12 protein-coding genes are annotated in these 12,386 nt (G+C 73.4%); 3 read left to right on the forward strand and 9 right to left on the reverse strand.

All coding sequences use genetic code 11. The features are described from left to right. Positions 1 to 158: 158 nt before the first annotated feature. Positions 159 to 1,640: an FAD-binding oxidoreductase gene (locus DQE82_RS06700; RefSeq protein WP_233514600.1), complete on the reverse strand. Its 1,482-nt coding sequence runs from the start codon at positions 1,638 to 1,640 to the stop codon at positions 159 to 161. A gap of 100 nt (positions 1,641 to 1,740) precedes the next feature. On the opposite strand from DQE82_RS06700, the gene DQE82_RS06705 reads away from it, so the two are divergent. Further along, positions 1,741 to 3,834: a S9 family peptidase gene (locus tag DQE82_RS06705; protein WP_113972221.1), complete on the forward strand. Its 2,094-nt coding sequence runs from the start codon at positions 1,741 to 1,743 to the stop codon at positions 3,832 to 3,834. Positions 3,835 to 3,840: 6 nt separating this feature from the next. Here DQE82_RS06705 and DQE82_RS06710 read toward each other — a convergent pair whose 3' ends face one another. Beyond that, positions 3,841 to 4,785, reverse strand: a complete 945-nt coding sequence (locus DQE82_RS06710; RefSeq protein WP_113972222.1) for a threonine/serine dehydratase — start codon at positions 4,783 to 4,785, stop codon at positions 3,841 to 3,843. A gap of 22 nt (positions 4,786 to 4,807) precedes the next feature. Between DQE82_RS06710 and DQE82_RS30780 the strand changes: the two genes are divergently transcribed. After that, a complete protein-coding gene (locus DQE82_RS30780) occupies positions 4,808 to 4,951 on the forward strand; it encodes a hypothetical protein (RefSeq protein ID WP_166455678.1) in 144 nt (47 codons plus the stop codon). An 85-nt stretch (positions 4,952 to 5,036) separates the two neighbouring features. Here the strand turns inward: DQE82_RS30780 and DQE82_RS06715 are convergent, their stop codons facing one another. Further along, entirely contained in the window at positions 5,037 to 5,603 is a 567-nt protein-coding gene (locus DQE82_RS06715; RefSeq protein WP_043327422.1) for a TIGR03086 family metal-binding protein, read from the reverse strand. Positions 5,604 to 5,634: 31 nt separating this feature from the next. Here DQE82_RS06715 and DQE82_RS06720 point away from each other — a divergent pair, with 31 nt between their 5' ends. Continuing rightward, the gene (locus tag DQE82_RS06720; protein WP_064448392.1) at positions 5,635 to 6,423 is read left to right on the forward strand and encodes an AraC family transcriptional regulator; all 789 of its coding nucleotides are present in this window, start codon (positions 5,635 to 5,637) and stop codon (positions 6,421 to 6,423) included. A 307-nt stretch (positions 6,424 to 6,730) separates the two neighbouring features. On the opposite strand, the gene DQE82_RS06725 is transcribed toward DQE82_RS06720, so the two are convergent. The 6 genes from DQE82_RS06725 to DQE82_RS06750 are packed head-to-tail and all read right to left on the reverse strand — an operon-like array spanning position 6,731 to position 12,311. Further along, positions 6,731 to 8,269 (reverse strand): SpoIIE family protein phosphatase, encoded by a 1,539-nt coding sequence (locus DQE82_RS06725; RefSeq protein WP_113972378.1) that lies wholly within the window; start codon positions 8,267 to 8,269, stop codon positions 6,731 to 6,733. 2 nt (positions 8,270 to 8,271) lie between these two features. After that, positions 8,272 to 9,618 (reverse strand): sensor histidine kinase, encoded by a 1,347-nt coding sequence (locus DQE82_RS06730; RefSeq protein ID WP_064448391.1) that lies wholly within the window; start codon positions 9,616 to 9,618, stop codon positions 8,272 to 8,274. Next, positions 9,615 to 10,628, reverse strand: a complete 1,014-nt coding sequence (locus DQE82_RS06735; protein ID WP_113972379.1) for a SpoIIE family protein phosphatase — start codon at positions 10,626 to 10,628, stop codon at positions 9,615 to 9,617. The genes DQE82_RS06730 and DQE82_RS06735 overlap by 4 nt, the downstream gene beginning before the upstream one ends. Further along, entirely contained in the window at positions 10,625 to 11,044 is a 420-nt protein-coding gene (locus tag DQE82_RS06740) for an ATP-binding protein (protein WP_043327430.1), read from the reverse strand. Before DQE82_RS06740 ends, DQE82_RS06735 begins: the two co-directional genes overlap by 4 nt. Further along, positions 11,041 to 11,451: an STAS domain-containing protein gene (locus DQE82_RS06745; RefSeq protein ID WP_043327433.1), complete on the reverse strand. Its 411-nt coding sequence runs from the start codon at positions 11,449 to 11,451 to the stop codon at positions 11,041 to 11,043. Before DQE82_RS06745 ends, DQE82_RS06740 begins: the two co-directional genes overlap by 4 nt. Continuing rightward, positions 11,451 to 12,311, reverse strand: a complete 861-nt coding sequence (locus tag DQE82_RS06750) for an STAS domain-containing protein (RefSeq protein ID WP_043327435.1) — start codon at positions 12,309 to 12,311, stop codon at positions 11,451 to 11,453. The genes DQE82_RS06745 and DQE82_RS06750 overlap by 1 nt, the downstream gene beginning before the upstream one ends. Positions 12,312 to 12,386 lie beyond the last annotated feature (75 nt).

The raw sequence follows: 12,386 nt of genomic DNA on the forward strand, positions 1-12,386 counted from the left end.
GGGTAGGCGGCGCCAGCTCGCCGAAGTGGCGGCATCCGGCGCACGTGGACACAACCACCACCCCGAACTGGTGCCTGCCGGTGCCGCGCCCGCTGGGACGGGCATCCAGTGTGGAGGCAGGTCGGGGTGCCGGGTGAGCAGGCCGAGGCGGGCCGGATTCAGAGACCACCGGGGAGGCGGCCGGGGGCCAGCCGGTGGTGCGGGTCCAGGTGGGCCTTGGCGCTGCGCAGGCGCGGCAACGCGGGCAGCTCGCCCCAGAGGTCCACGGCACGGCGCACCGCCGGCGGCGCGGCCACCACCACACACCGGCCTCGCCGGGCGATCAGCACGCTGCGGACGGCGGTGAGGATCGAGGCGACCCGCTCCGGCGGCAGCGCGCCGGGCAGGGCGGCGTGCACCGCGCCGCCGCCGGCCGAGCCGCGTACCGGCACGGGGGTGCCGGCGGCGTCGCGCAGCGCGTAGACGGCGGCGTGCAGGTCGTTGATCGGCACCTCGATGCGCAGCGCGGTGTCTCCGGGCGCGAAGGGATAGCGCCCCCACCACTCCGGCGCGTGGTGGCTGACCATCGCCGGGGCGCCGAGCACGGCGGTGAGCCGTTCGGCCCGCTCGGTCACGTCGGCCGGGCCGCCCTCCAGGAGCACCACCAGGCTGCCCGCCGCGGGCCGGCCGGTCACGGCCGGGTGATCGGGGCGGTTGATCACCGACGGGTGCGTGGCCGGAATCCTGCGACGGGGCAACGGCACCGGCACGGGCAGGTCCAGCTCGACGGCGGCCGGGCCGACGCCGGACGCCAGTACGGCACGGACCAGGTCGTGCACCTCCAGCGGGGTCCAGACCGGACGGGACACCCAGACCCGGCTCGCGGGCACGGCCTGCACCCGCATGGTGGCCGAGACCAGCACGCCGAGCCCGCCCTGCGAGCCGCAGAGCAGCCGTGCCACGTCCAGCCCGGGCATCCCACCCCGACCGAGGATCGCATCGCCACCACCGCGACCCGGACCTCCGTCGGCACCGGCATCGGCCGCCGGAGCGCGTCCGCCCGGACGGCCACCGCCAACACCCGGGGCGGCCCGGCCGAACGCCTCCGTGCCGGACTCGCCGACGCTCACCAACTCGCCGTCGGCGTCGAGATAGCGCACGCCGATGAGCTGGGCGCACGGGCTGCCGTGCCGGTGCCGCAGCGGACCGGACTCGTCGGCGGCGAGCACCCCGCCGAGCGTCGCGCCCGGCGAGGGCGCGTCGACAGGCAGCCGCCGGTTGGTACGCGCCAGCGTGGCCTGGACGGCGCGCAGCGGCGTACCGGCGCCGATCTCGGCCACCGCCGCAGCATGCGGCTCGTGCCAGACGCCGGCGAGGCGGCCGGTGTCGAGCATGATGTCCACCTGCGCCGGAGCGGCACCCCAGTCGATCTTCGTGCCGGCGCCACGGGGCACCACTGTCAGGTCGTACGCCGCGGCCAGCCGCAACACCTCGGCGGCGGCGTGCGGGCCGCCCGGCACGGCCACCCAGCGGGCGGTACGCCCGGCCACCTCGTCGGCCGGGCCGGCGAAGCGGGCGAACGGCGAACCACAGATCTCCGCCAGCTTCCGGGTGATGTCGAGGGCTCCGGGTCGGTTGGTGGAACGAGCTGCATCCGCCATGGCGCTTATCGTACACATGTTCGAAAGCCCTGGCGGCGAGTCGCCGGATTCGCGCGGCGGGCGGCCCCGGCGGCGGTCCGGCGCCCGGTAACGTGGCGCCGTGACCGAAACCCCACTGCCCGTCGCCAAGCGCGTCCCGACCGAGCGCGTCCATCACGGTGACACAGTCCTCGACGAGTACGCCTGGCTCGCCGCCAAGGACGACCCGGACACGATCGCCTACCTGGACGCCGAGAACGCGTACACCGAGGCGCGCACCGCCCACCTGGCCGAGTTGCGCGCGGAGCTGTTCGAGGAGACGCGCCGGCGCACCCAGGAGACCGACCTGTCGGTGCCGACCCGCAAGGACGGTCACTGGTACTACACCCGCACCGTCGAGGGGCAGCAGTACGGCGTGCACTGCCGCCGCGCGGTCCGCCCCGGCGAGACCGCGCCCCCGGTCAGCGCCGACGGCGCGCCGCTCGACGGCGAGGAGGTGCTGCTCGACGGCAACCAGCTCGCCGAGGGGCACGACTTCTTCTCGCTCGGCGCGTTCGACGTCAGCCCGGACGGCCGCTGGCTGGCCTACTCCACCGACTTCTCCGGCGACGAGCGCTTCACGCTGCGGATCAAGGACCTGACCACCGGCGAGTCGCTGCCGGACGAGGTGCCGGACACGTTCTACGGCACGGCGTGGTCGAGCGGCGCCTCGACTCTGTTCTACGTGACGGTGGACGAGGCGTGGCGGCCGAACCGGGTCTGGCGGCACACCGTCGGCACGTCGTCCACCGAGGACGTGGTGGTCTACCAGGAGGACGACGAGCGGTTCTGGGTCGGCGTCGAGCTGACCCGCTCCGAGCGCTTCGTGGTGATCGACATCCACAGCAAGATCACCAGCGAGGTGCGGGTCATCCCGGCCGCCAACCCGACCGGCGAGCCCGCCGTCGTGGCCCCGCGGCGTCAGGGCATCGAGTACGCGGTGGAGCACCACGGCCACCGCTTCCTGATCCTGCACAACGACGGCGCGGAGGACTTCGCGCTGGCGTACACCTCGGCGGACGCGCCGGGCGAGTGGACGCCGCTGATCCCGCACACGCCGGGCACCCGGCTGGAGGCGGTCGACGCGTTCGAGAACCACCTCGTGGTGTCGCTGCGCACCAACGGGCTGACCGGTCTGCGGGTGCTGCCGGTGGGCAGCGACGACAGCTGGGACATCGACTTCCCCGAGCCGATCTACAGCGTCGGGCTGGACGCGAACCCGGAGTACCGCACGAACGAGGTACGGCTGCGCTACACCTCGCTCGTCACCCCGGACTCGGTCTACGACTACGACCTGGTGACCCGGGAGCTGACGCTGCGGCGGCAGAAGCCGGTACGCCCCGGGCCGGACGGGCGGCCGTACGACCCGGCCGACTACGAGCAGCACCGGGACTGGGCGCTCGCCGACGACGGCACCCGGGTACCGATCTCGCTGGTCTGCCGCCGGGACACCCCGCGCGACGGCTCGGCGCCCGCCGTCATCTACGGCTACGGGTCGTACGAGGCGAGCATGGACCCGTGGTTCTCGATCGCCCGGCTGAGCCTGCTCGACCGCGGCGTGATCTTCGCGGTGGCGCACATCCGGGGCGGTGGCGAGCTGGGCCGGCGCTGGTACGACGAGGGCAAGCTGCTGGCCAAGAAGAACACGTTCACCGATTTCGTGGCCTGCGCCCGGCACCTGGTGAAGGCGGGCTGGACGGCGAGCGACCGGCTGGTCGCCCGGGGCGCGTCGGCCGGTGGCCTGCTGATGGGCGCGGTGGCGAACCTCGCCCCGGACGCGTTCACCGGGATCGTCGCGCAGGTGCCGTTCGTGGACGCGCTCACCTCGATCCTCGACCCGTCGCTGCCGTTGACGGTCACCGAGTGGGAGGAGTGGGGCAACCCGCTGGACGACCCCGAGGTGTACGCGTACATGAAGTCGTACACGCCGTACGAGAATGTGACCGCCGCCGACTACCCGGCCATCCTGGCGGTGACCAGCCTCAACGACACTCGCGTGCTCTATCACGAGCCGGCCAAGTGGATCGCCCGGCTGCGCGCGCTCGCGCCGGCCGGCGACTACCTGCTCAAGACCGAGATGGGCGCGGGCCACGGCGGGCCGAGCGGCCGGTACGACTCGTGGCGTGAGGAGGCGTTCGTCAACGCCTGGATCCTGGACCGCGTCGGCCGCGCGTGACGGGGTTCAGGCGGCCAGTGCCGCGGTGAGCACCTGCGGGTCGGCGTTGCCGCCGGTCACGACCGCGACGGTACGGCCGGCCGGCAGCTCGCCACTGTGGAAGAGCCGGGCGGCCAGGGCGACCGCGCCGCTCGGCTCGGCCACCAGTCGCGCGTCCCGGATCAGCCGGCCGGTGGCCGCCATGATCTCGTCCTCGGTGACCGTGACGATGCCGTCGAGCCGGTCCCGCAGGTGGGCCAGCGTCAACGCGGACAGGCTGGTCCGCAGCCCGTCGGCGCACGTCCGGTAGGTGCGTTCGACGTCCCAGACGACCACCTCACCGGCGGCGAGTGACTCCTGGGCGTCGGCGGCCAGCGCCGGCTCCACGCCGATCACGACGGCGGACGGGCGCAGCGCCTTGACCGCCGTGGCCACGCCCGAGCCGAGCCCGCCGCCGCCCACCGGCACCAGCACCACGTCCACGTCCGGCAGGTCGGCGACGATCTCCAGCCCGACGGTGCCCTGACCGGCGATGACAGCTGGATGGTCGAACGGCGGCACCAGCGTCGCGCCGGTCCCGGCCACGATCCGCTCCGCCTCGGCGAGCCGCCGGGCCGGCGGCACCAGCCGTACGTCCGCGCCGAGCGCCCGCATCCGGGCCACCTTGACCTCCGGCGCGCCCTCGGGGACCACCACCGTGCAGGGCGCGCCGAGGGCGCGGGCCGCGTACGCCAGGGCTTGCCCGTGGTTTCCCGACGAGTGGGTGACCACCCCCCGGGCGCGGGTCGCGGGATCGAGCCGGGCCACCGCGTGGGTGGCGCCGCGCAGCTTGAACGACCCCACCGGTTGCAGGTTCTCCGGCTTGAGCCACAGCTGATCGTCCCAGAGCACCGGCACCAACGGGGTCCGCAGCACGGTACCGGCCACGTCCTCGGCGGCGGCGCGGATGTCGGCGATCGAGATCAGCTCCATCGCACCAACCTAGACTGCCGGCATGAGTGCGGAGGAGCCCTCGGCGGCGCGACGCGGACCGACCTGGCTGATCCTCGTGGTGGTGGCCGCCGCGCTCGTCGTCTGCTGCTGTTCGACGGTGATCGGGCTGGTCGTCGCCGGCTCCGCCGGGCTGCTCGGTCGCTGACCGCCGGGCCGGACGCCGGCCGTCCCGGCCCGGCGGGCGCCGCCGTCCGTGCCGCTCGCCGCCCCGTGCCGGCGAGCAAGCAACGTCAACGGGTCCAGGCCGGGTTCCGTCCGGCCCGGCCGAGCAGCGCGTCCATGCTGGCCGGCGCCGCCTCGGTGGGCACCGGCGGGCCGAACGCGCCCATCTTCTGCCCCATGTCGCCCATCCGATCCATGAACTCGTGCCCGGCCGACACCACGGCCGGATCCACTGTCAGCTCCTGGCCGGTGGCCCGGGCCAGGTCCCACCCGTGCACCGTGAGGTCGATCAGCGCCATCGACCCGACGGTCTCCTGTGGTAGCCCCATGCCGGGTGACACGCCCTCCAGCGCGGCCGGGTCGGACCAGGCCTCGGTGAGCCGGGCCGTCTCGGTCGCGAACCGGTCACGCCAGCCCTCGGTCAGGTGATCGGTCTTGCCGGACCAGTCGACCTCTTCCCGGCGGGCCAGCGCCTGGAAGTTGACCACCACGTCGAACAGGTGCCCGAGCAGGTCGCGCACCGTGTAGTCGGGGCACGGGGTGGGCAGGCCGAGTTGCTCGTCGGAGATGCCGCGAACCACAGCGACCGTACGCGGCGCCGCGACGGCGAGCAGCTCACTAGTCTTCGTGCTCATAGGGGCAGCGTATGAGGGCGGTCTTGAAGAAATGCGACACGAACCGCGGCGTGACAACCGGGGCATCCTCGATCCGGGCCGGCTGCGGCAGCAGGTCCGGTTCCGGCGCCGGATGGCCGCCCCGGCGTTGCGCCGGTGGGTGGAGCACTACTGGTTGATCGACTGGGATCTGACCGAGCCGTTCGAGCAGCGGGTGGTGCCGCACCCCACCGTGAACGTGGTGTTCCAGGCGCAGGAGGGCGCGCCCGAACAGGGCGAGATCGCCGGCGTCGACACCGGCCTGTTCGCCGTCACGCTGCACGGCGTCGGCCGGGTCTCCGGCGTCCAGTTCCGCCCGGGCGGCTTCCGGCCGTTCTGGCGGCGCCCGGTCGCCGAACTGACCGGCCGGCGCGTGCCGATCCCCGGCGGGCCGATCTGCCCGGGGACCGACGACGAGCGCTGCGCGAGGCTGGACGAGCTGCTGACCTCGTGGCCGCCGGTCGCGGATCCGCTCGCCGCGGAGGCCACCGCGCTGGTCGAGGAGATCCGCGCCGACCGGACCGTGCTTCGGGTGACCGACTTCGCCCGGCGGCGCGGCGTCTCCGTCCGCCGGCTCCAGCGCCTCTTCCTCGACCACGTCGGCGTCGGTCCGAAGTGGGTGATCCGCCGCTACCGGCTCCAGGAGGCGATCGAACAGGCCGCCGCCGGGCCGCTGGACTGGTCGCGGGTCGCCGCCGATCTGGGGTACGCCGACCAGGCCCACCTGGTCCGCGAGTTCACCGCCGTCGCCGGGGTCTCGCCCGCGGCGTACGCCCGCTCGCTGGCGGCCCTGCGGCCGTGACGCGGGCCAGGCCTGCCGAGCGCGGGCCAACCCTCACTCCGCGCGGTTACGCACGGTGACAGTCGGCCCGAGCGGCGGGCCTCGCCTCGCGCCGACTTTGCTCTGCAGCCATTGACGCAACGCACACCGACGGTGACGGTGGCGGTGCGACGCCGCCGACCATGGTCAACAGGAAGCGCCTGCTCAGGTGCCTGCTGCACCGATGGCTGCAGAGCAAAGTCGGCAGCAAGCCCACTCACTCGCCCGGCGGCGGCCGTGACGCAGCGTTACAGGCAGCTTAGCTACGGTACGTGATCGGGAACGCGCGTCAGCGGCGGCGGACCGCCACCACCGCAACGTCGTCCTGGATCTCCGGCGGCGCCAACTCGACCAGCAGCCGCTGGCAGAACTGGTCCAGGTCCTCGTCCACCCGGGCGGCGGCCACGCCGAGCGCCGCCATGCCGTCGTCGATGGTGGCGTCCCGCCGCTCGATCAGCCCGTCGGTGTAGAGCACGAGCGTCGCCCCGGCGGGAAGCACGAACTCCAGGTCGGGCGGGCGCGGCGCGCGTACCCCGAGCAGCGGCGCGGACTGCGCCACGAACTCGACCCGGCCGTCCCGGCTCAGCAACGCCGGCAGGTGCCCGGCGCTGGCCATCCGGACCAGCCCGGTCGACGGCTGGAGCAGCAGCACGCAGATGGTGGCCAGCTCATTCGGCAGCAGGTTGCGCATCAGCTCGTTGACCCGGTCCAGGATCACCCCGGGCTGATGGCCCTCGACCGCGTACGCCCGTACCGCGTGGCGCAGCTCGGCCATCACGGTGGCCGCGTGCAGCGAGTGCCCGGCCACGTCACCGATCGCCACCAGCAGGTGCCCGTCGAGCATCACCAGCTCGTAGAAGTCGCCGCCCACCTCGGTCTGCGCGCTCGCCGGCTCGTACCGCACGGCCAGGTCCAGGCCCACGACGTCGGGCAGCCGCTGCGGCAGCAGGCTGCGCTGCAACGTCACGGCGATCCGGTGCTCCTCGTCGAAGGACCGCTGCGCCTCCACCGCCGAGGCGACGGCCTGGGCGAGCTGCACCAGCACCGGCGTACGGACGGTCTGGGTGGCGGTCGGCACCACCACGTACAGCGGGGCGCGGTCCTCCCGCAGCCGGGAGGCGGCCACCGTCACCGTGTCCCCGTCCGGCCAGCCCGTCAGCGCCCAGTTGCCCGGGTCGTCGACCCGTACCCGGGTGCCGATCGGCACACCGGTGTCGTCCACCACCCACGGCACGATCGTGGCCGGCGTGTGCGGGTCGACCGCCACCCCCGCCAGGCAGTCCCCGTCGAACGTCTCGGCGACCACCGCCGCTGGGGCCTTGAAGATCCGCGCCGCGCCGCTCGCTGCCGCCTCCAGCAGCCGGACGAAGTTCGGCGTCGCGTGCATCTCCACCGTGGCGTCGGCGAGCGCGGCGAGCCGCTCGGCGAGCTGCTCGGCACGCAGCCGGGCCTGGTAGTAGCGCAGCACCGCGTGCGCGGTGGCGACCAGTTCCTCCGGCTCGATCGGCTCGGCCAGGTAGGCGTCCGCGCCCCGGGTGAGACCCTGCGCCCGGTCGACCACGTCCACCGCGTGGGCGGAGACGTGGATGACCGGAATGTACGGGTGCGTCTCCTTGATCCGCTCGCACACCTCGAAGCCGCTCATGTCGGGCAGCCGCACGTCGAGCACCACGAGGTCGACGTGCTCACGGGCCACCCGGTCCAGCGCCTCCGTGCCGTTCTCCGCCTCCACGGTGACGAAACCGGCCCGGGTGAGCCAGTTCACCAGCAGGTACCGCTTGGGGCCGCTGTCGTCGACCACCAGCACGGTCACCGGCCCGCTGTCCACCGTCACGCTCCGCCCGCGGGAAGGACCACTGTGAACGTGCTGCCCCGGCCGGTTTCGCTCGTCAGCTCCAGCGTCCCGCCGAGCAGCGTGACCAGCCGCCGCGCGTACGGCAGGCCGAGCCCGGTGCCACCGACCCGCGTCGTGCCGGGCACCTGGTAGAACTCCTCGAAGACCCGCTCGTGCAGTTCGGGCGGGATGCCGACGCCGGTGTCGGTGACCGACAGCGTCCACTGCTCGCCCCGGCGCTCGGCGCGCAGGCGTACCTCGCCGCGCTCGGTGAACTTCAGGCCGTTGTGCAGCAGGTTGCGCAGCACCTGGGCGAGCAGCACCTCGTCCGAGCGGAGCGTCGCCGGGGCCGGGGGCTCCTCGACCACAAGCTCCACATCGGAGCGGACGGTGAGCGCCCGCAGCGTGCCGCGCAGCTGCCCGAACACCGCGCGCAGGTCGACCTCGGACCAGTCCGGCTCGATCCGGCCCGACTCCGCCTTCGCCAGGTCGAGCAGCTCGTTGACCAGCCCCAGCAGGTCACCGGCGGAGGACCGGATCAGCCCCACCTGGCGGGCCTGCTCGCCGGTGAGCGGGTCGGAGGCGGAGTCGGCCAGCAGCCGGGCCAGACCGATGATCGCGGTGACCGGCGCGCGCAGCTCGTGGCTGACGTTGGCGAGGAACCGGCTCTTCGACTCGCTCGCGGCCCGCAGCTGTGTGGACTTCTCCTCCAGCTCGGCGTAGAGCGCCACCACGCCCCGGTTGGTCTCCTCCAGCTCCTCGGTGAGCTGGTTGTAGAGCGCCATTACGCCCCGGTTGGTCTCCTGCAGTTCGGAGTTGAGCACCGCCAGTTCGTCGCGCTGGCTGCGTACCTCGTCGAGGGCCGCGATGAGCTGGGAGTTCTGCGCGGCCAGCTCGTCCAGCGCGGAGGCCGGAGCACGCTCGGCCAGCTCGGCCCGGAGCCGGCCGGCGCGTTCCGGCGTCAGCTCCTCGGCGTGGTCGGGCACCCGTCTGGACATCCTCACGACGGTATCGCCCTCGACGGCCACGACCTGCAACGTGTCCACCAGACGCGCGACGGCGCCGGACTTCGGCTCGTACCGGCCGCCTGGCAGTGGACGCAACGGCGACAGGTCGACCTGGAGGATCCGGCGGCCCACGGCGTCCCGGTCGAGAGCGAACGTGACGTCCGCGCCGTCGGCGCCGCTCAACAACTCCCGGGCCACCTCGCTGAGCGCGGTGGCGATCCGCACCTGGTCCTGGTGTTCCAGCCCGACCGCCGCGGCCACCTCGCGGCCGCGCTGCCGGACCAGGAAGATGTCCTGCTCGACCCGGAGTGCCAGGTGCAGAAGGGGTTCGGTCATGCCGCCCCCCGCGCGACCAGGACGCAGGCGTCGTCGCGACGGATGGCGGCGTCACGCAGCAGCGTCGCGGCGGCCAGCAACGGGTTGCGCCCGGCCAGCCCGGGGTAGTCGTCCAGGTCCCAGCGATCCACCACCCCGTCACTGTGCATGACCAGGGTGGAGTCACGCGAGAAGGGGTAGTCGTACCCGCGGATCGCCGGACGCTGGTGCCCGGCGATGCCCGGCAGCGAGACGAGCCCGCGCCGCCGCTCGCCCGGCGCGACGATCATCGCGGCGATGTTGCCCAGGCCGGCGAAGCGGAGCAGCCCGGCGGCGCGATCCGGTTCGGCCACCGCGAGCGCCGCGCCCCGGGTGTGCGACATGGCGGCGTGCAGGTGCCGCACCACGACATCCGGCGGCCCGTCCGGCGCCGAGCGGAACGCGGACACGGCGGCCCCGGTCGCGGCGGCGGCCAGTGGCCCGTGGCCGAGGCCGTCGGAGACCAGCACCTGACGACGGCCGTCCACCTCGCGCACCGCGTACCCGTCGCCGCTGCTCTGCTCGCCGGTGATCGGCCGGGCCAGCCCGGCCGCCCAGTCCGGCTCCGGCGGCGCTCCGTCCCAGACCTGGACGACCAGGACCGTGCCCCGGCCGGGCGTCGAGTAGCCGTCGAACCGGCTCGACTGCCGGGTGATCGCGCCGAGCCCGATGCCGAGCGTGCCGGCGGTGGAGTGGCCGTCGACCGACGAGAGCGTGAGGTCGGCCATGCCGGGGCCGGAGTCGATGGCCACCAGTTCCACCCCGGCCCGTCCGGCCCGGCGCGCCGGGCGCAGCAGGAGCGTGCCCTCGCGGGCGTGCTTGACCAGGTTGCTGGTGATCTCGGCGGTGACGATGGCCAGGTCCGCGACACGATCGGTGCTCAGTTCGAGCTGCCGGCCGAGACGCTCGGCGGCCCGGCGTACGCCGCCGGCGGTCGCGCCGTTGTCGACCCGGAACCACACCCCGTGGTCGGGGACCACGTCGGCGGTCATCGTGACCACTTGGTGACGGTGATCCTCGTCCCCTCGCCGACAGCCGTCTGGATGTCGAAGTCGTCCACCAGCCGGCGGGCCCCGCTGAGCCCGAGGCCCAGCCCGCCCCCCGTGGTGTAGCCGTCGGTCAGCGCCAGGTCGAGGTCGGGGATGCCCGGCCCTTCGTCGGCGAAGAGGATCCGTACGCCACGCCGGCGGCCGTCCTCCACTGTGCTCACCTCGGCGCTGCCCCCGCCGCCGTAGATCAGCGTGTTGCGGGCCAGCTCGCTGGCGGCGGTCACCAGCTTCGTCTGGTCGACCAGGGAGAGCCGGACCGCGACGGCCGTGGTACGCACCAACTGCCGGACCCGCACCACGTCCTCGTCGCTGCGGATCGCCTGCGTCGCCGGCACGCCGAGGTCGACGCCCGTGGTCATGCCGTCGCCGTCGTCTCGGTGTCCTCGTCGTCGGCGCCCTCGTCCCACTCGTCGGCCCGGCTGGCCGCGATCAGCTCCATGCCGCGCTCGACGTTCAGCGCGGTACGGATGCCGTTGAGCGACAGCCCCAGCTCGACGAGCGTGATGGCGACGGCCGGGCGCATGCCGACCACCACCGTCTCGGCGTCCAGCACCTTCGAGATGGACGCGATGGTGGAGAGCATCCGGCCGACGAAGGAGTCGACGATGTCCAGCGCCGTGATGTCGATGATCACGCCGTGGCAGCCGGTGGCGACGATCCGCTCGGCCAGGTCCTCCTGCAACTGGATCGCCGTCTGGTCGGACATGTCGACCTGGATGGAGACCAGCAGGATGTCGCCGATCTTGAGGATCGGCACCCGTTCCATCAGGACTCCCGCCGCGGGCGGCGAGCGGTGGTCTCGACCCCGGTCAGGCGCAGCACGTGGCGCAGCGCGTCGGCGAGGCTCGCCTTGGTGGCGATGTCGCCGAACTCGATGCCGAGGGCGACGATCGTCTGGGCGATCTGCGGGCGGATGCCGGAGATGATGCAGTCGGCGCCCATCAGCCGGGCGGCCACCACGGTCTTGAGGATGTGCTGCGCGACCTGGGTGTCCACCGCCGGCACGCCGGTGATGTCGATGATCGCGTACGGCGAGCCGGTGTCGACCAGGGTCTGGAGCAGCCGCTCCATCACCACCTGGGCGCGGGCCGAGTCCAGCGTCCCGACCAGCGGGACGGCGACCACGCCCTCCCAGAGCTTGACCACCGGGGTGGACAGCTCCAGCAGCTGCTCCGCCTGGTCGGCGATCAGGCTTTCGCGGGCCCGGACGAACGTCTCGAACGTAAACAGGCCCATCTGGTCGACGAGCGCGGAGAAGGCGACGAAGTCGCGCAGGGTGTCGTCACCCTTCTCCTCTTCCATCAGCTCCAGCAGGGCGTCCTTGCACGCGAACACGCTGATCGCGGTCTCGGTGGCGGAGAACCCCTGCCGGGCCCGGTTGGTGGACAGCTCGGACAGCACCGCCCGCAGCTCACCGCCGTGCTCGTCGGCCAGGTCGGAGACGCCCTGGCGCCCGGCGTCGACCAGCGCGCGGTGCAGCTCCTGCACCTGCCGGGCCAGCTCGGCCCGGCTCAGGCGACCGCGCAGCGAACTGGCGACGATCTCCGTCCAGCGGTTGGTCAGCCGGTCCGCGTGCTGACTGAGCAGGTGGGCGAGCCGACCACCCTGTTCGGCGCTCAACGCCATCCTGACCTCCCTGATTTGGACGGGCGGACTCTATCACCGGGGGCTGACGCGGTACTTGTCACGGAGCAAAGAATG

Origin of the sequence: Micromonospora sp. LHW51205 (genome assembly GCF_003315815.1) — a bacterium.
GTDB classification, from domain to species: Bacteria; Actinomycetota; Actinomycetes; order Mycobacteriales; family Micromonosporaceae; genus Micromonospora; species Micromonospora chalcea.